This window comes from Streptomyces sp. NPDC001157, from assembly GCF_053598255.1.
This window is the reverse complement of record NZ_JBSFJW010000056.1, coordinates 24,019-43,719: the sequence shown is the minus strand read 5'-3', so window position 1 is coordinate 43,719 and position 19,701 is coordinate 24,019. Positions and strand designations below refer to the sequence as shown.

Annotated in this window: 21 protein-coding genes; 4 read left to right on the top strand and 17 right to left on the bottom strand. The window is 71.2% G+C overall.

The window, feature by feature from the left end; translation table 11 throughout:
* Positions 1–86: 86 nt before the first annotated feature.
* From der to aroH, 5 genes are all read right to left on the bottom strand, one after another.
* Entirely contained in the window at positions 87–1,565 is a 1,479-nt protein-coding gene (gene der / locus ACWDAG_RS44990) for a ribosome biogenesis GTPase Der (protein WP_450701363.1), read from the bottom strand.
* Between the two features lie 80 nt (positions 1,566–1,645).
* The gene (locus ACWDAG_RS44985) at positions 1,646–2,233 is read right to left on the bottom strand and encodes a lysophospholipid acyltransferase family protein (RefSeq protein ID WP_450701369.1); all 588 of its coding nucleotides are present in this window, start codon (positions 2,231–2,233) and stop codon (positions 1,646–1,648) included.
* A gap of 53 nt (positions 2,234–2,286) precedes the next feature.
* On the bottom strand, positions 2,287–2,973 hold the full coding sequence (gene cmk, locus ACWDAG_RS44980) for a (d)CMP kinase (RefSeq protein ID WP_450701362.1): 687 nt from the start codon (positions 2,971–2,973) through the stop codon (positions 2,287–2,289).
* Between the two features lie 269 nt (positions 2,974–3,242).
* Positions 3,243–4,337, bottom strand: coding sequence for a prephenate dehydrogenase (locus tag ACWDAG_RS44975; protein ID WP_450701361.1), 1,095 nt, complete (start codon positions 4,335–4,337; stop codon positions 3,243–3,245).
* The gene (aroH, locus tag ACWDAG_RS44970; protein WP_450701360.1) at positions 4,334–4,696 is read right to left on the bottom strand and encodes a chorismate mutase; all 363 of its coding nucleotides are present in this window, start codon (positions 4,694–4,696) and stop codon (positions 4,334–4,336) included. Before aroH ends, ACWDAG_RS44975 begins: the two co-directional genes overlap by 4 nt.
* Positions 4,697–4,926: 230 nt before the next feature.
* Here aroH and ACWDAG_RS44965 point away from each other — a divergent pair, with 230 nt between their 5' ends.
* From ACWDAG_RS44965 to ACWDAG_RS44950, 4 genes are read left to right on the top strand one after another with little or no spacing between them, the layout of a single operon-like run.
* Positions 4,927–5,586, top strand: coding sequence for a hypothetical protein (locus tag ACWDAG_RS44965; protein ID WP_450701359.1), 660 nt, complete (start codon positions 4,927–4,929; stop codon positions 5,584–5,586).
* 28 nt (positions 5,587–5,614) lie between these two features.
* Positions 5,615–6,199 (top strand): DUF6529 family protein, encoded by a 585-nt coding sequence (locus tag ACWDAG_RS44960; protein ID WP_450701358.1) that lies wholly within the window; start codon positions 5,615–5,617, stop codon positions 6,197–6,199.
* Positions 6,196–6,603 carry a Rieske (2Fe-2S) protein gene (locus ACWDAG_RS44955; RefSeq protein ID WP_450701357.1) on the top strand — a complete coding sequence of 136 codons (408 nt, stop codon included), beginning with the start codon at positions 6,196–6,198 and terminating at the stop codon, positions 6,601–6,603. Before ACWDAG_RS44960 ends, ACWDAG_RS44955 begins: the two co-directional genes overlap by 4 nt.
* 22 nt (positions 6,604–6,625) lie before the next feature.
* Entirely contained in the window at positions 6,626–7,363 is a 738-nt protein-coding gene (locus ACWDAG_RS44950) for a nucleotidyltransferase domain-containing protein (RefSeq protein WP_450701356.1), read from the top strand.
* On the opposite strand, the gene ACWDAG_RS44945 is transcribed toward ACWDAG_RS44950, so the two are convergent.
* From ACWDAG_RS44945 to ald, 12 genes are all read right to left on the bottom strand, one after another.
* A complete protein-coding gene (locus tag ACWDAG_RS44945; RefSeq protein ID WP_450701355.1) occupies positions 7,295–8,044 on the bottom strand; it encodes a nucleotidyltransferase domain-containing protein in 750 nt (249 codons plus the stop codon). The two genes, ACWDAG_RS44950 and ACWDAG_RS44945, sit on opposite strands and share 69 nt — an antisense overlap.
* A gap of 3 nt (positions 8,045–8,047) precedes the next feature.
* The gene (locus ACWDAG_RS44940) at positions 8,048–9,070 is read right to left on the bottom strand and encodes an ADP-ribosylglycohydrolase family protein (protein WP_450701354.1); all 1,023 of its coding nucleotides are present in this window, start codon (positions 9,068–9,070) and stop codon (positions 8,048–8,050) included.
* A complete protein-coding gene (locus ACWDAG_RS44935) occupies positions 9,067–9,798 on the bottom strand; it encodes an NUDIX domain-containing protein (RefSeq protein WP_450701353.1) in 732 nt (243 codons plus the stop codon). The genes ACWDAG_RS44940 and ACWDAG_RS44935 overlap by 4 nt, the downstream gene beginning before the upstream one ends.
* A 67-nt stretch (positions 9,799–9,865) precedes the next feature.
* Entirely contained in the window at positions 9,866–11,302 is a 1,437-nt protein-coding gene (locus tag ACWDAG_RS44930) for a DHA2 family efflux MFS transporter permease subunit (protein WP_450701352.1), read from the bottom strand.
* A gap of 54 nt (positions 11,303–11,356) precedes the next feature.
* Positions 11,357–11,911, bottom strand: a complete 555-nt coding sequence (locus ACWDAG_RS44925) for a TIGR03086 family metal-binding protein (RefSeq protein WP_450701351.1) — start codon at positions 11,909–11,911, stop codon at positions 11,357–11,359.
* The gene (locus ACWDAG_RS44920; protein WP_450701350.1) at positions 11,908–12,861 is read right to left on the bottom strand and encodes a sigma-70 family RNA polymerase sigma factor; all 954 of its coding nucleotides are present in this window, start codon (positions 12,859–12,861) and stop codon (positions 11,908–11,910) included. The genes ACWDAG_RS44925 and ACWDAG_RS44920 overlap by 4 nt, the downstream gene beginning before the upstream one ends.
* 119 nt (positions 12,862–12,980) lie before the next feature.
* The gene (locus ACWDAG_RS44915) at positions 12,981–14,102 is read right to left on the bottom strand and encodes a pseudouridine synthase (RefSeq protein ID WP_450701349.1); all 1,122 of its coding nucleotides are present in this window, start codon (positions 14,100–14,102) and stop codon (positions 12,981–12,983) included.
* On the bottom strand, positions 14,102–14,755 hold the full coding sequence (gene scpB / locus ACWDAG_RS44910) for an SMC-Scp complex subunit ScpB (protein ID WP_450701348.1): 654 nt from the start codon (positions 14,753–14,755) through the stop codon (positions 14,102–14,104). Before scpB ends, ACWDAG_RS44915 begins: the two co-directional genes overlap by 1 nt.
* Positions 14,752–15,840 carry a segregation and condensation protein A gene (locus ACWDAG_RS44905; RefSeq protein ID WP_450701368.1) on the bottom strand — a complete coding sequence of 363 codons (1,089 nt, stop codon included), beginning with the start codon at positions 15,838–15,840 and terminating at the stop codon, positions 14,752–14,754. Before ACWDAG_RS44905 ends, scpB begins: the two co-directional genes overlap by 4 nt.
* Before the next feature lie 597 nt (positions 15,841–16,437).
* Positions 16,438–17,019, bottom strand: a complete 582-nt coding sequence (locus ACWDAG_RS44900) for a hypothetical protein (RefSeq protein ID WP_344404104.1) — start codon at positions 17,017–17,019, stop codon at positions 16,438–16,440.
* The gene (locus ACWDAG_RS44895) at positions 17,004–18,179 is read right to left on the bottom strand and encodes an AAA family ATPase (protein WP_099927832.1); all 1,176 of its coding nucleotides are present in this window, start codon (positions 18,177–18,179) and stop codon (positions 17,004–17,006) included. The genes ACWDAG_RS44900 and ACWDAG_RS44895 overlap by 16 nt, the downstream gene beginning before the upstream one ends.
* A 405-nt stretch (positions 18,180–18,584) precedes the next feature.
* Positions 18,585–19,700: an alanine dehydrogenase gene (gene ald, locus ACWDAG_RS44890; RefSeq protein WP_450701367.1), complete on the bottom strand. Its 1,116-nt coding sequence runs from the start codon at positions 19,698–19,700 to the stop codon at positions 18,585–18,587.
* Position 19,701 lies beyond the last annotated feature (1 nt).

Sequence of the window (19,701 nt, the reverse complement as noted above, 5' to 3'; positions counted from 1 at the left end):
CCCGGCCCGCGCGGCGTCCGCTGAGACGTTCGCCGGTACATGGGGGAGGGCGGTCCCGATCGGGACCGCCCTCCCCCATGTGTTGCCTACTTCTTCTTGTTGCCGCGCTTCTCGCGCACCCGCACCGAGATATGGATCGGCGTCCCCTCGAAGCCGAACTCCTCGCGCAGCCGGCGCTCGATGAAGCGCCGGTAGCCCGCCTCGATGAACCCGGAGGCGAACAGCACGAACCGCGGGGGCTTGGTGCCGGCCTGGGTGCCGAAGAGGATGCGGGGCTGCTTGCCGCCGCGGATCGGGTGCGGGTGGGCGGCGACCAGCTCACCGAGGAAGGCGTTCAGACGGCCCGTCGGGACGCGGGTCTCCCAGCCGGCCAGCGCGGCCTCGATCGCCGGAACCAGCTTCTCCATGTGGCGCCCGGTGCGCGCGGAGACGTTGACCCGCGGCGCCCACGCCACCTGGCCGAACTCGGTCTCGATCTCCCGCTCCAGGTAGTAGCGGCGCTCCTCGTCGAGGGTGTCCCACTTGTTGTAGGCGATGACCATCGCGCGTCCGGCCTCGACGGCCATCGTCACGATCCGCTGGTCCTGCACCGAGATGGACTCGGAGGCGTCGATCAGGATGACCGCCACCTCGGCCTTCTCGACCGCGGCCGCGGTGCGCAGGGAGGCGTAGTAGTCGGCGCCCTGCTGGAGGTGGACGCGCTTGCGGATACCGGCGGTGTCGACGAACTTCCAGGTGACGCCGCCGAGTTCGATGAGCTCGTCGACCGGGTCGCGAGTGGTGCCCGCCAACTCGTTGACGACGACGCGCTCCTCGTTCGCCACCTTGTTGAGGAGGGAGGACTTGCCGACGTTCGGGCGGCCGATCAGCGCGATGCGGCGCGGGCCGCCGATCGCGGTGCCGAAGGTCTGCTCGGGGGCGTCCGGCAGGACCTCCAGGACGGCGTCCAGCATGTCGCCGGTACCGCGGCCGTGCAGGGCGGAGACGGGGTGCGGTTCACCGAGACCCAGCGACCACAGGTACGCCGCGTCCGCCTCACCGCTCTGCCCGTCGACCTTGTTGGCCGCCAGCACCACCGGCTTGCCGGCCTTGCGCAGCAGCCGTACGACCGCCTCGTCGGTGTCGGTCGCGCCGACCTTGGCGTCGACGACGAACACGACGGCGTCGGCGGCCTCGATCGCGTACTCGGCCTGCGCGGCCACGGAGGCGTCGATACCGAGGACGTCCTGCTCCCAGCCGCCGGTGTCGACGACCTTGAAGCGGCGGCCCGACCATTCGGCCTCGTAGGTGACGCGGTCGCGGGTGACGCCGGGCTTGTCCTCGACGACCGCCTCGCGCCGCCCGATGATGCGGTTCACGAGAGTCGACTTGCCGACATTCGGCCGGCCGACGACGGCGAGGACGGGCAGCGGGCCGTGACCGGCCTCCTCGATGGCACCCTCGACGTCCTCGAGGTCGAAGCCCTCTTCCGCGGCGAGCTCCATGAAGTCCGCGTACTCGGCGTCGCCAAGCGCTCCGTGGTCGTGCTCCTCGCCCGAGCCGTCGGAGTGGATGTGGTCGTTCATGAAGTCCGTACCTCGTCGTTCATCGTGGTGATCGGTGGAACATCCGGTTTCTCCGGGCTGATCCACTACTCAAGTGTCGCCTAGCGACCGGTCTGTCGCCTGGCGTTTTCCAGGTGCGCGGTGAGCTGCTTCTGGATGCGTTCGGTCGCCTCGTCGAGCGCCTTGCGGGTGCGCCGTCCGCTGCCGTCGCCCGCCTCGAAGGGGTCGCCGAAGACGACGTCGATACGGCTGCGCAGCGGAGGCAGCCCCTTTATCAACCGTCCCCGCCGCTCGGAACTTCCCAGTACGGCGACCGGGACGACCGGTGCACCGCTGCGTACGGCGAAGTAGGCGAGGCCGGCACGCAGCGAGGCGAAGTCGCCCTCGCCGCGGGTGCCCTCCGGGAAGATGCCGAGGACTCCGCCGGACGACAGGACGTCCAGGGCCTGGGTGATCGCCCCGCGGTCGGCGACCGAACGGTCCACCTTCAGCTGGCCGATACCCAGCAGGAACGGATCCAGCGGGCCGATGAACGCCTCTTTCTTGATCAGGAAGTGCGTCGGCCGGGGCGCCACGCCCATGACCATCGGACCGTCGATGTTGTGGGAGTGGTTCACGGCGAAGATCACCGGGCCGGTGGCGGGCACCTTCCAGGAACCCAGCACCCGCGGCTTCCACAGCCCGTACATCAGGCCGACGCCGATCCGCCGACCGACCTCGGCGCCCCGCTCCGAAGGCTGAGTCACTTCCCGGCCCGCTTCTCCTCGACGAGGGTGACGACGCACTCGATGACCTGCGCGAGGGTGAGGTCGGTGGTGTCCACCTCGACCGCGTCGTCCGCCTTGGCGAGCGGCGAGGCCTTGCGGGAGGAGTCGGCCGCGTCGCGCTTGATCAGCGCCTCGCGGGTGGCGTGCACGTCGGCGCCCTTCAGCTCGCCGCTGCGACGGGCGGCACGCGCCTCCGGCGAAGCGGTGAGGAAGATCTTCAGATCGGCGTCGGGCAGCACGGTCGTACCGATGTCACGACCCTCGACGACGATGCCGTGCTCCGCGGAGGTGGCCAGCGAGCGCTGCAGCTCGGTGATCCGGGCGCGCACCTCGGGCACCGCGCTGACCGCGCTGACCTGGGAGGACACCTCCTGGGTACGGATAGGCCCGGCCACGTCGGTGCCGTCGACCGTGATCGTCGGGTTGGCCGGGTCCGTGCCGGAGACGATCTCGGCCTTGCCCGCCACGGCGGCGATCGCGGACGGGTCGTCGATGTCGATCCCGTTGTTCACCATCCACCAGGTGATCGCCCGGTACTGGGCACCGGTGTCCAGGTAGCTCAGGCCGAGCTGCGCCGCGACGGCCTTCGACGTGCTCGACTTGCCGGTGCCGGCCGGACCGTCGATGGCGACAATCACGGGCTTGGCGACGCCGTTTTCCACGGGGGGACACCTTCCTGGTGCGGTGTGGTGGGTGTACGGGGCCGCGATCGTGCCCTGCACAAGGTTACTGGGTGCGGGCCACTCATCCGGACGAGTGGTTACTGGTCCCCGCCGGTCACTGCACTCCAGCCCGTCCCGGGCACTGAGGCACCGGCCAGATCACTCCAGCCCGTCCGGCGTTTGAGGACGAGGCCGTTCAGACCGAAGCGGGGGCCTGGGGGCGGCAGCCCCCAGGGACGGGACGGGAAGGGGCGGCGGGGGCGAGAGCATTACTGCCGGATCGCCCAGCCCCGCTCCCGCAAGGCCGCAGTGAGGACCGGCGCCGCCTGCGGCTCCACCATCAGCTGCACCAGCCCCGCCTGCTGCCCGGTCGCGTGCTCGATCCGCACGTCCTCGACGTTGACCCCGGCCCGACCCGCGTCGGCGAAGATCCGCGCCAGCTGCCCCGGCTGGTCGTCGATGAGAACGGCCACGACCTCGTACGCCCGCGGAGCGGACCCGTGCTTGCCCGGCACCCGGACCTGTCCGGCGTTCCCGCGCCGCAGGACGTCCTCGATGCCGGCCGTACCGTCGAGCCGCTTGGCCTCGTCGGAGGACTGGAGTGACCGCAGCGCCTGCACCGTCTCCTCCAGGTCGGCGGCGACGTCGGAGAGCAGGTCGGCCACCGGCCCGGGGTTCGCGGACAGGATGTCGATCCACATCCGGGGGTCGGAGGCGGCGATCCGGGTCACATCACGGATGCCCTGGCCGCACAGGCGCACGGCCGCCTCCTCGGCGTTCTCCAGACGCGCGGCGACCATGCTGGAGACGAGGTGCGGCATGTGCGAGACCAGCGCCACCGCACGGTCGTGGGCGTCGGCGTCCATGACGACCGGGACGGCCCGGCAGTGCGAGACCAGCTCCAGGGCGAGGTTGAGCACCTCGGTGTCGGTGTCCCGGGTCGGCGTCAGTACCCAGGGGCGGCCCTCGAAGAGATCGCCGGTGGCCGCCAGCGGCCCGGACTTCTCTCGGCCCGACATGGGGTGTGTGCCGATGTACTGCGACATCACGGACGGGTCCAGGCCCAGCGCCTCCAGCTCGCGGCGCGGGCCGCCCTTGACGCTGGCCACGTCGAGGTAGCCGCGGGCCGCGCCCCGACGCATGGCGTCGGCCAGCACCCCGGCCACATGGGCGGGGGGTGCGGCGATGATCGCGAGGTCGACCGGCCCGTCGGGGGCCTCGTCGGTGCCGGCGCCGAGCGCGGCGGCCGTACGGGCCTGCTCGGGGTCGTGGTCGGTGAGGTGGACGACGACGCCCCGCTGGGACAGGGCGATGGCGGCGGACGTACCGATGAGTCCGGTGCCGATGACGAGCGCGGTTCTCACTGGGCGATGTCCTTGCGCAGGGCGGCCGCGGCGCCGAGGTAGACATGGGCGATGTCGGCGCGAGGCCGCTCGGACTCGATGTGGGCCAGGACGCGCACGACGCGCGGCATGGCGCCCTCGATGTCCAGCTCCTGGGCGCAGATCAGCGGTACGTCGACGATGCCGAGCTTGCGTGCGGCGGCCGCCGGGAAGTCGCTGTGCAGATCGGGAGTGGCCGTGAACCAGATACTGATCAGGTCGTCGGCGCTCAGGGCGTTCCGTTCGAGGATGGCGGTGAGCAGGGCCCCGACCTGCTCGTCCATGTGCCCGGCCTCGTCCCGTTCCAGTTGGACGGCTCCCCGGACCGCTCGTACCGCCACGGCTCTGCTCCTCGCTGCTGTACACCTCGGCTCTTTGTACAACCCAGCCTAGTCAGCACCCGTCGCGCGGACCCTCGGTGCCCGCCCGCTGAGACGACCGGCGATCTACGACAATGTCACCTGAATGTCTCTATTCCGCTACTTGGTCGGGGTGCGCCCCGTGCGCCTCTTTACGCCGGGCGGGCCGGTCCGCTCTGATGGCAGGAAACCCGCCTCGGGGGAGGCCCGTAATGAAGCGTCCTGGACCGCTGCTGACTCTGCTCGCGGGACTGCTGCTCGGCGTGTTCATGCTCACGCTCAACGCGACTTCGGGGACGAAGACCACGTCGAACCCGTACAAGGAGAACTCGCCGGCCGTTTCGGCGCCGCCGACGCCTTCCACGACGAGCCCGTCGGCCGTCCCCTCCCCGTCACGGACGGTGGCGCCCGGCGGCGTCTACACCGGCCGTACGGACGACGACTCGTCCGCGGTCGCCGTCTCGCTGCGCGGCGGCAAGGCGATCGCGTACTTCTGCGACGGCCACAACATCGAGTCGTGGCTGAAGGGCGCGGTGAAGGCGGACGGCAGCCTGAGCCTGACCGGCGACCACGGCGCGAGGCTGAACGGCACGCTGAAGGGGAGCAGGCAGCTCCGCGGCACCGCGGACGTCGGAGGCGGCCACTACACCTTCACCATCGACAAGGCGAAGAAGCCGTCCGGGATCTACCGGGCGAACAGCCAGGTGGCCGGCGCCAGGATCGTCGGCGGCTGGATCGTCCTGCCCGGCGGCAAGCAGGTCGGCATCGTCACCCGCGACGGAGAGCCCTCGGCGGCGCCCACCATCGACCCGGAGACGGGCGCGACGACGGTCGACGGCCAGCAGCTCACGGCACACCCCGTAACGCCCTGACCTTCTCCTCCTGCCCCAGGGAGCCGACATGACCGTCGACCCGAACGCCGCCACCCAGAGCTTCCCTCCCCAGCCACCGGCCCACCGCGCGCCGGGCCCCGCCCGCTATCTGATCCCGGCCCTGGTGGCCGCCGCGGTGGCCGTCGGGCTCGGGGCGTACGGCAAGGTCCACGACCCCGCCGGCACGGCCTTCAACCTGGCCGGGTTCAGCAGCACGGGCGCGGTGAAGTCGTGGCTGGCGTCGACCGCGTTCCTCTTCGCGCTCGTCCAGCTGGTCAGCGCGTTCATGGTGTACGGCAAGCTGCCGGGCCCGCGCTGGTCGGCGACGCTGCACCGCTGGTCGGGCCGTGTCGCGTTCCTCGTGGCCGTCCCGGTGGCGGTGCACTGCCTGTACGCACTGGGCTACCAGACCTACTCGACTCGCGTCATGTGGCACTCCGCCCTGGGTTGCTTCTTCTTCGGTGCCTTCAGTGCCAAGATGCTGCTGCTTCGCTCACAGCGGCTCCCCGGCTGGCTGCTGCCGCTCGTCGGCGGGCTGGTCTTCACCGTCCTCACCCTCATCTGGCTGACGTCCGCCCTCTGGTTCTTCCGCACGTTCGGAGTGACGACATGACCCACCGCTCGACGCGGCGCACGGTTCTCCTCGCGACGGGCGCGGCGACGCTCGCCGCGGGCTGCAGCAAGTACGGCGACAACAGCGGCTCCGGGTCCTCCACGAACGCGTCGGGCGGTCAGGAGCTGGCGAAGACCTCCGAGATCCCGGTCGGCGGCGGCAAGATCTTCAAGGACGAGAAGGTCGTGGTCACCCAGCCGCAGAAGGACGAGTTCAAGGCCTTCTCGGCGATCTGCACGCACCAGGGCTGCACGGTGGGCAGCATCGCGAACGGCATCATCCACTGCCCGTGCCACAAGAGCGAGTTCCGCATCAGCGACGGCTCGGTGGCCGGCGGACCCGCGCCGAAGCCGCTGCCCGCGGAGCAGATCAAGGTGGAGGGAAATTCGATCCGCCTGGCGTGAGGCGCCGCGTACGCTCCGGGACATGCTTCCCGAGACCCTGGTGCACGACCACACGATCTACAGCTGCGTGATGGGTTCGCGCGCCTTCGGTCTGGCGACGGACGACAGCGACACCGACCGCCGGGGCGTGTTCGTGGCCCCCACCCCCCTGTTCTGGCGCTTCGAGAAGCCGCCGACGCATGTCGAGGGCCCGGCGGACGAGCAGTTCGGCTGGGAACTGGAACGCTTCTGCGAGCTGGCCCTGCGCGCCAACCCGAACATCCTGGAGTGCCTGCACTCCCCGCTCGTGGAGTACGTCGACGACACCGGCCGCGAACTCCTCGCGCTGCGCGGGGCGTTCCTCTCCCGCCGGGCCCACGAGACGTTCACGCGCTACGCCCTGGGCCAGCGCAAGAAGCTGGAGGCCCACGTCCGTCTGCACGGCGCCCCGCGCTGGAAACACGCCATGCATCTGCTGCGCCTGCTGACGAGCTCCCGCGACCTGCTGCGCACGGGCGCCCTCACCATCGACGTGGGCGACCAGCGCGAGCCGCTTCTTGCCGTGAAACGCGGCGAAGTCCCGTGGCCCGAGGTCGACTCGTGGATGAACCGCTTGGCTGCGGAGGCCGACGAGGCAGCCCGCCACAGCCCCCTCCCCGAGGAGCCGGAGCGAGCCCGCGTCGAGGCCTTCCTCGTCCGCGTCCGCCGCGCCTCAGCGCTCCAGCCGGATACGTACGACGAAGTCGTGCAGGGCGTCGTACACGGTCGGGGCGTCGGGTAGCGCCGATGTCTCCTGCGCCGCGTCCAGCACGCCGTGCAGCTGCTCGACGTCGGCCTGCACGCGCGCGTGGTCGACATCGGCGTCTCCGTGCTCCTGCTGCGCCTTCGCCGCGATCAGCTCCGGCAGATAGGCGGGCGCGTCCAACTCCCCCAACAGCGTGGGCAGATGGGCCTGCACCTCGCCGCTGCGCATCAGGTGGATCCCGGTGAGCAGGACCCGGAAGGTGTAGAGCAGCGGCTTGAGCTCACCGGACTTCTCGAACAGCCGCCACTGGGTGTTGGCGAACCCGCGGTAGTGGTGGGCGTGATGGCTGGTGAGCACGCCGGGCGCGAGCGCGGCCAGCTCGTCGTGCGCGTCCGTGGTGTGCACGACCAGGGGCGAGAGCAGTTGCTCCAGCACATAGCCGTTGCGGCGCAGCATCAGCCGTACGAACTTGCGCAGGTCGTGCGTGACCAGGTCCAGCTCGACGCCGTCCCGGTCCCACATCCGGGACCGGGTCTCGTCCGGCTCCCGCAGACCCAGCAGATCCGCCGCGGGCAGCAGGTGCACGCCCCGCAGGTCCACGTCCGAGTCGCGGGACGGGAAGCCGTAGAGGTGTGCGCCGGAGACGGTCGCGAACAGCACCGGGTCGGGCTGTTCGGCGACCACCGGCGTCAGGTCGAGAGCGAGGGCGTCGATCATGGCTCAAGCGTCCCAGAGGGCCCCGAGGGTCAACAGGTCGCTCCGGTATTCGATCCGGTCGGCCCACTCGGTCGGCCAGGCGTCCGCGCCCAGGTACGCGCCCGCGAAGGCGCCCGTCAGGCAGGCGATGGAGTCCGAGTCGCCGGAGGTGCAGGCGGCTCGCCGGATGGCCGTCAGCGGTTCGTCGACGAAGAGCAGGAAGCACAACAGGCCGGTCGCCAGGGCCTCTTCGGCTATCCAGCCCGCGCCGGTGGCCAGGCAGGGGTCGGTCTCCGTCGAGACCGTGCGTACGGCGTCCTGGAGGCGGCCGAGGACCTCCAGGCACTCGTCCCAGCCGCGCGCGATGAACTCCTCGGGGGTGGCGTCGTCGGCACGGGTCCACAGGTCGCCGAGCCAGGCGTGGTGGTAGCGGCTGCGGTTCTCGAGGGCGTACGACCGCAGCAGGCCGACGAGTCCGGACGGCTCGGCGCCCTGCGCGAGCAGCCGTACCGCACGGGCGGTGAGGTCGGAGGCGGCGAGCGCCGTCGGGTGCCCGTGGGTGAGAGCGGACTGCAACTGGGCCGCGCCCGCGCGCTGTTCGTCGCTCAGGCCGGGGACGAGTCCGACGGGCGCGACCCGCATGTTGGCGCCGCAGCCCTTGGAGCCGATCTGGCTGGCGTCCTGCCAGGCGCGGCTCTCGTCCTTCAGCAGGTAGCAGGCCAGTAGGCAGGTGTTCCCGGGCGCCCGGTTGTTCTCCGGCGACTGGTACCAGTCCACGAACTCCTCGCGCAGCGGCCGCTCCAGCCGCTTCGGCGCGAGCACCCCGCGGTCCATGGCCGTGCGCAGACCCCGGCCCAGCGCCAGCGTCATCTGTGTGTCGTCGGTGACGATCGCGGGCGTGGGCAGCCGCATCTGCCGCCACGGCCCGTACTTGGCGAGGATCGACGGCACGTCGTTGAACTCGGTCGGGAAGCCGAGCGCGTCCCCGAGTGCGAGGCCGGTCAACGCCCCGGTTGCTGCTTGCTTGTCGACGAGGGTGGCAGTCATGCGGGGCGTCCTTCCCGGGACGGTCGGAGGAGGGGTGGGTGCAGCGCGGTGGCCGGGCCCGCGCGGTAGAGCGCAGCGGGTTTGCCCCGGCCGCCGGTCAGCCGGGCGGCGCCCGGTACGGCCTCGACGAAGCCGGGCGTGGCAAGCACCTTGCGGCGGAAGTTGGGCCGGTCGAGAGCCGTGCCCCAGACCGTCTCGTAGACGTGCTGCAGCTCGCCGAGCGTGAACTCGGGCGGGCAGAAGGCGGTGGCGAGACAGGTGTACTCGAGCTTGGCGCCGACGCGTTCGTGGGCGTCGGCCAGGATCCGGTCGTGGTCGAAGGCGAGCGGCCCGGCCGAGTCGTACGGCAGCCAGCTCGCCCGTGCCGCGTCGCTACCGGCCTGCGGTTCGGGCGCGTCGGGCAGCAGCGCGGTGAAGGCGACGGACACGACCCGCATCCGGGGGTCGCGGTCGGGTTCGCTGTACGTCCTCAGCTGCTCCAGATGCAGCCCGGTCGCGTCCGCGAGACCGGTCTCCTCGGCGAGTTCGCGCCGGGCGGCCGTCTCCGCCGACTCCCGTGGCTCCACGAAGCCGCCGGGCAGCGCCCAGTGACCGGCGTACGGCTCCTGTCCGCGCTCGACGAGCAGGACGTGCAGGGCGCCGGCGCGGATGGTGAGGACGGCCAGGTCGACGGTGACCGCGAAGGGCTCGTAGGCGTACTTGTCGTAGCCCGCCTTGTCGAAGGCCATACGCAACCCACCCCCTTAATAGTCAGTACGACTATAAAGAGGGTGGGGATCCCGTGCAACCCCTGCGTCACAGCTCCCGGGCGAGCGCTGTCTCCTGGGCCCGCGACGGCGCGAACGCCGCCACCACCGCCCCCACTCCCGCCGCCCCCGCCGACACCCACAGCGCCGGCGCGCAGCCGTCCAGGAAGGACGCGGGCGAGCCGTAGCCGCCGTACTGGGTGAAGACCAGGGCGGCGACGGCGATGCCGAAGACGCCGCCCAGTTCACGCAGAGCGTTGTTGACGCCGGCCGCGACGCCCGCGTCGCCGAGGGGGACGGCGGAGGTGACGGCGTTTGCGACGCTCGGGAAGACCATGGAGATGCCGATGCCCGCGATGATCAGCGGGAGGACCAACTGCCCGTAGCTGACGCCTGGTTGGACCTGCCAGGCCAGCAGGGCGAGGCCCAGCGCCTGCAGCGCGAGGCCGCCGAACATGAAGGGCCGGGTGCCGAAACGGTCCGCGAGGGCGCCCGCGACCGGGGCGACCAGCAGCGGCATCGCGTTCCAGACGAGGATGCGCACACCCGCCTGAAGCGGGGAGTAGCCGAGCCCGGTCTGGAAGAGTTGCGTGATCATGAAAAGGGCGCCCAGCAAAGACCCGAAGACCAGGAAGGCGGCCGCGTTGGCGACGGAGAAGCCGCGGTTGCGGAAGTGCGCGAGCGGCAGCATCGGGTACCGGGCTCCCCTGCGCTCCCAGAGGAGGAAGGCCGCCACGAACGCGATCCCTGCGGCGAGAGCGGTCAGCACCTCGGCGCTCCCCCAGCCCGCCTGCGGCGCCCGCACCGGCGCCCAGGCCAGCCCCGTCAGCCCGACGGCCGCCAACACCAGTCCCACGAGGTCGAGTTGGGGCCGGGTGCCGTAGCTCTCACGTAGCTTGGTGGCGGCGAACGGCAGCATCGCGAGCCCGATCGGCACGTTCAGCCAGAAGATCCACTGCCAGGACAGGCCCTCGGTGACAGCGCCGCCGAGCACCGGTCCGGCCGCCACGCCGAGCCCGGTCACCCCGCCCCACACGCCGATGGCGACGCCCCGCTTCTCGGCCGGGAACGCCTCGCTGATCAGGGTCAGGGTGAGCGGCAGGAGTACGGCCGCGCCGGCGCCCTGCACCACGCGCGCGCCGATGAGCTGGCCCGGGCCGCCCGCCAGCGCGGAGGCGGCAGAGCCCAGGGTGAAGACGGCGAGTCCGGCGAGGTACATCCGCCGCCGCCCGAACCGGTCGCCGAGCGCTGCGCCGGTCAGGGTCAGACAGGCGAAGACGAGGTTGTAGGCGTTGATCGTCCATTCCAGGTCGGACAGGCTCGCCCCGAAGTCGGCCCGCAGGGCGGGCAGAGCGGTGGCGACGACCACGACGTCCAGGGAGCACAGCAGCGCGCCGAGCCCGGCGAGGAGGACGGTCCACACACGTCGGTGCGGGGCCTGTTCGGCGGGTGGTTTGCGTACGGAGACACTCAGTGTGTCGGTCATGACGGGGGTTCCTTCCATGGGCTCTTGAGGTCGCTCACGGAAGGCAGACCACCCTCACCCCGGAAAGGAATCGCGCCGCCCCAGAAAGGCCAGCAGGCGCGCTTCGGGCCCCGCGTGCAGCGGTACGGCCACGGGCGCGCCGAACCGCACGCCCCGGTCCCCGGCCGCGACCACGCATCGCGCCACCGGCAGCAGCTCGGCCGCCAGCGGGCCCGGTATGGGCCGGGGACGCCCGCAGGCCTGCGCCACGTCCCATCCGTGCACGGTGATCTCCACCGCCCCCACGGCGGCCATCACCCGCACGTCCAGTGGCAGTTCGCCCACCAGCACCCGCTCCCCGGGCCCGGCCGCCCAGGCGCCGAGCACGGCGCACGCGCGCGTGCGGAAGGCGCAGGCGAGGTCTCCCCCCGGGCGCATCGGCGTCAGCCCGATCCGCCCGCCCGTCAGCCCCTCGTGCAGGGCGTCCAGCGAGTCGTCGAGATGCCCGAGCAGCTCCCCCAGGTCCCACTCCGCGCACGGAGTGCCCTGCTCCAGACTCCGGGGCCCGACCCCGGCGACGCTTCCGAGCGCGTAGGCGAGCGAACGCTCCAGCAGCTCACCGGAGTTCACGACAGCACCCTGGGGAACCCGAAGCGGTCGACCTGTGCCAGGTCGATGAAGGCCGTGATGCGGCCCAGTGTGCCGCGCTCCACGGTGAGCACCTGCACCGAGTGCGCCCGCAGCACGCCGTCCACCCCGCGCACGTACATGACGACGGCCGGCTGGCCGTTCGCGCGCGTGGGCAGCATCCGGTAGCGGCCCTCTCCATGGCCCCTGGCCCGCAGGAACAGCAGCACGTCCTTCTTGCCGGAGAACCACTCCAGGTTGGGCGGCATCTCCAGCTCGACGCCGTCCTGGAGGAGGTCGAGCAGCGCGTCCATGTCGGTGCGCTCGAAGGCGGCCATGTACCGGTCGAGCACCTCGCGGTCCGCCGCACCGCCGGGTTCCTGGACGAGGTCCTCCTCCGGGGCGACCTCGTCCAGCCGGGCACGCGCGCGTTGGAGGCTGCTCTTGACGGCGGCCGTCGAGGTCCCGAGCAGCGAGGCGACCTCGGGCGCCCGCCAGGCGAGCACGTCCCGCAGGATGAGCACGGCCCGCTGCCGGGCGGGCAGATGCTGCAGCGCGGCGACCAGCGCGAGCCGCAGGCTGCCCCGGGCGGCCACGACGGTCGCCGGGTCGACCAGCGAGTCGGGCAGCGGCTGCAGCCACGGAACATCCGTCGCAGGGGCCCTCAGCGGCTCCTCAGGCGCCTGGGACGGCCCGCCGAGCCCCGCGGGCAGGGGACGCCTCGCGCGGCTCTCCAGGGCCGTCAGACACGTGTTGGTGGCGATGCGGTGCAGCCAGGTCCGGAGGCTGGCCCGGCCCTCGTAGCCGTCGTAGGACCGCCAGGCCCGCAGATACGTCTCCTGCACCAGGTCCTCGGCCTCGTCGACCGAGCCCAGCATCCGGTAGCAGTGCGCGAGCAGCTCCCGCCGGTACGGGTCCGTCAGCCGGACGAACTCGTCGCGGTCCGTCGTCATAGCAGGCATGGCATTCCTCTCGCCGGTCACGAGTACAGACCGGCGGCGGGCCGAAAACGAATCGGCCGGTCCCGGAGAGAATCCGGAACCGGCCGTCGCACATGGCTGCTGGAGGCCTGTTACAGGTCGACTTCCTGCATCAGCATTCCGACCTCGGTGTTCGACAGCCGCCGCAGCCAGCCCGACTTCTGGTCGCCCAGGGTGATCGGCCCGAAGGAGGTGCGCACCAGCTTCTCCACCGGGAAGCCGGCCTCCGCCAGCATGCGGCGGACGATGTGCTTGCGGCCCTCGTGGAGGGTCACCTCGACCAGGTAGTTCTTGCCGGTCTGCTCGACCACTCGGAAGTGGTCCGCGCGCGCGTAGCCGTCCTCCAGCTGGATGCCGTCCTTGAGCTTCTTGCCCAGGTCGCGCGGAATGGGGCCGACGATCGCGGCGAGGTAGGTCTTCTTCACGCCGTACTTGGGGTGGGTCAGGCGGTGCGCCAGCTCGCCGTGGTTGGTGAGCAGGATCACGCCCTCGGTCTCGGTGTCGAGCCGCCCCACGTGGAAGAGCCGGGTCTCGCGGTTGGTGACGTAGTCACCGAGGCACTGCCGTCCCTCCGGGTCCTCCATGGTCGACACGACACCGGCGGGCTTGTTGAGCGAGAAGAACTGGTACGACTGCGTGGCCACCGTCAGCCCGTCGACCTTGACCTCGTCCTTCTCCGGGTCGACCCGCTTGCCCTGCTCCAGGACGATCTCGCCGTTGACCTCGACACGGGCCTGCTCGATCAGCTCCTCGCAGGCACGCCGGGAGCCGTAGCCCGCGCGCGCGAGCACCTTCTGCAGGCGCTCGCCCTCCTGCTCGGCGCCCGGGAAGGTCTTGGGCAGCTTGACGTCCTTCTTGCCCGCGTACCGCTCGCGGTTGCGCTCCTCGGCCCGGGCGTCGTACTCACGGGAGCTCGCCGGAGCCGTACGGCCCCGACCCGTGCCCTGGCCCTGCCTGGGGCCGCCCTTGGCGCCGCCGCGCGCCGAGGCGCCGCGACCCGACTTCGGGCCGTCCTGAGTGGCGCCGGGGCCCACGTCGTAGCGCCGCTCCTCCGGGCGCGGCTTCTTCGGCCGGCCGCCCTGCTTGTCGTCACGGGAGTTGCCGGCGCCGCGGTAGTTACCGCGGCCACCGCTGCTCCCGCCGCGGCCGCCGCTGTTGCCACCACGGCTCCCGCCGTTGTTTCCGCTGCTGTTCCTGCCGCTGCTGCTTCGCATCAAAGTTCCGTCTTGTCGTCTGCGTCCTCGGAATCCGGAGCGTCCGGATCGAACGACGGAACCCCTTCCAGTGTCTCGGCCTCGATCGCCTCCGCCTCCGGGAGGAAGGGCGCGAGCTCCGGGAGCTCGTCCAGACCGCGCAGGCCCATCCGCTCCAGGAAGTAGTTCGTCGTCGTGTACAGGATCGCACCTGTTTCGGGTTCCGTGCCCGCCTCCTGGACCAGACCCCGTTGCAGCAGGGTGCGCATGACCCCGTCGCAGTTGACTCCGCGCACGGCCGAGACGCGGCTCCTGCTCACCGGCTGACGGTAGGCGACGACCGCGAGGGTCTCCAGTGCGGCCTGGGTGAGCCGGGCCTGCTGGCCGTCCAGGACGAAGCCCTCGACGGCCGCCGCGTACTCGGGCCGACTGTAGAAACGCCAGCCGCCGGCGATCAGCCGCAGCTCGAATCCGCGGCCCTGGACGGCGTACTCGTCGGCCAGCTCCCGCAGTGCGTCCCCGATCTGCCGCTTCGGCCGCTGGAGGATCTTCGCGAGATGTTCCTCGGTCGCGGGCTCGTCCACGACCATGAGGACGGCCTCCAGGGCGGGCTTGAGGTCGAGGTCGGCGACGGTGCGGAGCCCTGCCGGGAGGCCGGTGGTGTCCTCGCTCACGCCTTGTCCTCCTTGGGTGGCTCGGGCGGTCGGTCGAATTCGTCGGTCACCATCGGCTGGGCCTCGCCCTCCCCGCCCGTCCAGCGCACCATCAGCTCCCCGAGTGCCGTCTCCTGGTCGAGCGCGACGGCCTTCTCGCGGTACAGCTCCAGCAGGGCGAGAAACCGTGCCACGACGGTGAGGGTGTCGTCGGTGTCCTCGACCAGCGCCCGGAAGCTGGCCTCACCGAGCTCCTTGAGCCGCGCGACCACGATCCCGGCCTGCTCCTGCACGCTGACCAGCGGTGCGTGGATGTGGTCGACGTACACCTGCGGCTTCGGCTTCGGCTGCATCGCTTTGACGGCGAGCTTCGCGAACCCCTCCGCCCCGATGCTGATGACGACCTCGGGCAGCAGCTCGGCGTGATGGGGCTCAAGTCCGACGGTACGGGGATAACGCCGGGCCTCCTCCTCCAGCCGCTGGTTGAAGATGTCGGCGATCTGTTTGTAGGCGCGATACTGCAGCAGTCGCGCGAACAGCAGGTCCCGCGCTTCCAGAAGCGCGAGGTCGGCCTCGTCCTCGACCTCGGCGGAGGGCAGCAGCCGGGCGGCCTTGAGGTCGAGCAAGGTGGCCGCGACCACAAGGAACTCGGTCGTCTGATCCAAGTCCCAGTCCGGCCCCATCGCCCGGATGTGCGCCATGAACTCGTCGGTCACCTTGGACAGCGCGACCTCGGTGACGTCCAGCTTGTGCTTGGAGATCAGCTGAAGCAGCAGATCGAACGGCCCCTCGAAGTTGGCAAGCCGAACCTTGAACACCCCGCCATCGGCGTCCCCATCCCCGACATCCGACCCGCTGGAGGACTCCGAAACCGCGGCCGGGTCCTTGAGAGCCGACTCCGCCCCTACGCCGCCCGTCCCGGAAACCACGTCCGGCCCTATGGCGCCCGCCCCGGAAGCCACCTCCGGGACTACGGCGCCCGACTCGGGACCCACCCGCGGCGCTCGGGCTTGCGCCTCGGGAACCGACGCTCCACCCACGGCCTCCGGCTCAGGAACCAAGGTCGGCGCCACGTCCTCCGCCGCTGGACCCGAAGCCCGGCCCACAGCCTCCCGCCCCGAAGCCCACTCGGCGGCCACGGTCTCCGGCTCACGAACCGACGCCCCGCCCACAGCCTCCCGCTCGGAAACCCCGCCCGACGCCAGACCCTCCGGCTCAGGAACGGGCCGCGGGGCCACAGCCCCCCGCTCAGAAGCTGACTCGCCGCCCACGGCCTCCGGCTCGTGAGCCGGTTCCGGTGTCACGGTGGCCGGCTCAGGCCCACGGTCCGAGTCCGGCACCGAAGCGTCGCGGTCGGGGGTCTCCGGCACAGGGTGGGAGACCGGCCCTCGGCTCACGGCCTCCGGTGCCAGCGCCTCCCGTACGGGTTCAGGCTCACGAACCGGCTTCCGGTCCCGACCTGTGAGCATCTCCGGTGCCACGACCCCCGGCGCGTACGCGCTGGACGAGTCCGGGGCCGCGGCCTCCGGCTCACGGGCCGGTTCCGGGGCGGCGGCCGCCGCCGGCGGCTCCGCAGCAGGTGGTGTTGGCCGTTCGACCCGCGGAGCGCCCGCGCCCGGGCCCCTCCCCAGCGCGCGTCGGCGGCCGGCGGGGGCGTCGGGGGCGGGTACGTCGTTCGAGGTCATGGCCCCCGCAGGCTACCGCTACCGTCCGCGCAGCCGGCGTACGAGGATGCTCGCGTCCCCGCGGGACTCCAGGTCGGCCAGGACCACGGCGACCGCCTCGCGGACGATCCGCCCGCGGTCGACGGCCAGCCCGTGCTCACCGCGGAGCACCAGGCGTGCGTGCTCCAGGTCCATGAGCTCCTCGGCGGACACGTACACGGTGATCTTCTCGTCGTGCCGCTCGCGGCCACTGGGCCGGCGCGAGGCCGACGACCGGCCGCGCTTACGGGACTGGGCGCCGGCGGCGGCAGAACCTTCCTGCGCCCCCTGACGTCGCCCGGAGCGCTCCTGACCCGCGGCACGGCTGCGGGACTCACCGGCGTCGGCCGGCTCCGGCTCCGCGGCCACATGCTCCGGGCCCTCGCCGTCGCCGCCCTGCGCGGGCACCGACTGCGGCGCGTCCTCGGGCGAGGCGGCCGCGGCCGGATCGCTCTCCCCCGCGGGCGCGGGCACCCGGGCTTCGCCGTTGGCCCCCCGCCGCGGAGTGGACGGCTGGAGCGCCATTCCCCCTGTCGTACGGAAGAGTTCGTCGGCCCCCGGCAGACTCACTCGGCGTGACACCGGGCGAGCACCTCCCTGGCGAGCTGACGGTAGGCGGCGGCGCCGACGGAGTTGGAGGCGTACGTGGTGATCGGCTCACCGGCGACCGTGGTCTCCGGGAAGCGGACCGTGCGTCCGATGACCGTGTGGTAGACGTGATCGTCGAACGCCTCGACCACACGGGCCAGGACCTCGCGGCTGTGGACCGTGCGCGAGTCGTACATCGTGGCCAGGATCCCGTCGAGCTCCAGCTCCGGGTTGAGCCGCTCCTGGACCTTCTCGATGGTCTCCGTCAGCAGCGCGACACCGCGCAGCGCGAAGAACTCGCATTCCAGGGGCACGATCACCTTGTGGGCGGCCGTCAGCGCGTTCACGGTCAGCAGACCCAGCGAGGGCTGACAGTCGATCACGATGTAGTCGTAGTCGGCCATCAGCGGCTTCAGGGCCCGCTGGAGCGTGGACTCGCGCGCGACCTCCGAGACCAGCTGCACCTCGGCGGCGGACAGGTCGATGTTGCTGGGCAGCAGGTCCATGTTCGGGACCGCCGTCTTCAGGAGCACCTCGTCGGCCGCCATCCCCCGCTCCATGAGCAGGTTGTAGACAGTGAGGTCGAGCTCCATCGGATTGACGCCGAGGCCCACCGACAGCGCGCCCTGCGGGTCGAAGTCAACGAGCAGCACGCGGCGTCCGTACTCCGCGAGCGCGGCACCCAGGTTGATGGTCGACGTCGTCTTGCCGACGCCGCCCTTCTGGTTGCACATCGCGATGATCTTCGCGGGCCCGTGGTCGGTCAGCGGGCCCGGGATGGGGAAGTACGGCAGCGGACGCCCGGTCGGCCCGATGCGCTCACGGCGCTGCCGGGCAGCGTCGGGCGCGAGGGTGGCCGCGTACTCGGGGTCGGGCTCGTACTCCGCGTCGGGGTCGTAGAAGTGCCCTTCGGGCAGTTCGTCGTAGTCGGCGAAGTGGTTGTGGGGCGCGCCACTTCCGTCGCCGGCCATGGCGTTCACGTGATGGCCATCCATGCTCTGGTGTGCAGTCCGGATCACCTGCGGACCCGGGCTCTGGTGGGCTGCGAAGGTGCGCACAGCTACGGAGCCGACAGCCTCGAACCCCGCGGGACCCTGGTCCCGTACAGGCGCTCCTGGTTGACCACCCCCGGGAGAAAATGTCGACTCATTCACAAGTCGTCTTACCTCCTTGGTGACCAGGAAACTTCTAGACAGGTCAGCGTGGCACCATGCCGACGGTTGGCGACTCTATGGCGTGTCGGGCGTCCGCAGCAACACAATCCGCCGGACCCGGCTCGATGTGTCGACAATGAAACATCCCTCTGTCAAGGGCGTACGGCCGTCGCACTGCAGGTTTCACCGGTGTGCGAATCGGTCGAAGGGTTACGTTCGAGGCGAGTTGACCCAGAGCCGCAAAGTGACCATACACACATCCGGCCGGACCTTGTCGGGCAAGGTCCGGCCGGGTGTGCGCTGTTGACGAACCGTGTTGACGTATCGCCTTTTACCCAATGGTGACTTAGCAGTCCGCCGAATGGTGACTTACCGGCTCGACGACTCGCCGCTCAGCCGAGCGGGTCAGCCGAGCAGACTCTCGAGCTCCACGTGCTCCAGCCCGTGCGCCTCTGCGACCTCGCGGTAAACGACCTTGCCGTCATGGGCGTTGAGCCCCTTGGCGAGCGCGGGGTCGCGGCGCAGCGCCTCCACCCAGCCGTGATTGGCGAGTTCGACGATGTAGGGCAGCGTCGCGTTGGTGAGCGCGTAGGTGGAGGTGTTGGGCACCGCGCCCGGCATGTTGGCGACGCAGTAGAAGACCGAGTTGTGCACCTGGAAGGTCGGCTCGGCGTGCGTGGTGGGGCGGGAGTCCTCGAAGCAGCCGCCCTGGTCGATCGCGATGTCGACAAGGACACTGCCGGGCTTCATGCGCGACACGAGCTCGTTGGTGACCAGCTTGGGGGCCTTGGCGCCGGGGATGAGGACCGCACCGACGACGAGGTCGGCGTCCAGGACGGCCTTCTCCAGCTCGAAGGAGTTGGACATGATCGCCCGGACCTTGGTGCCGAAGACCTTGTCCGCCTCGCGCAGCTTGTTGATGTCGCGGTCGAGCAGCGTGACATGGAAGCCCAGGCCGACCGCGATCTGCGTCGCGTTCCAGCCGGAGACGCCACCGCCGATGACGACGGCCTTCGCGGGCTGGGTGCCGGGGACGCCGCCGGGGAGCACGCCACGGCCGCCCGCCGAGCGCATCAGGTGGTAGGCGCCGACCTGCGGGGCGAGGCGGCCCGCGACCTCGGACATGGGAGCGAGCAGCGGGAGCGCGCGATTGGGGAGCTCGACGGTCTCGTAGGCGATCGCCGTGGTGCCGGACTCGATGAGCGCGTCGGTGCACTCCTTGGAGGCGGCCAGGTGCAGGTAGGTGAAGAGCGTCTGGTCCTTGCGGAGGCGGTGGTACTCCTCGGCGATGGGCTCCTTGACCTTCAGCAGCAGATCGGCGGTGGCCCACACCTCGTCGGCGGTCGGCAGGATCTGCGCACCGGCGGCGACGTACTCGCTGTCCGGGATCGACGATCCGACGCCGGCGTCGTGCTCGATGACGACCTGATGGCCGTGGCGCACGAGCTCGTGCACACCGGCGGGGGTGATGGCCACCCGGAACTCGTTGTTCTTGACCTCGCGGGGGATGCCGACCTTCACG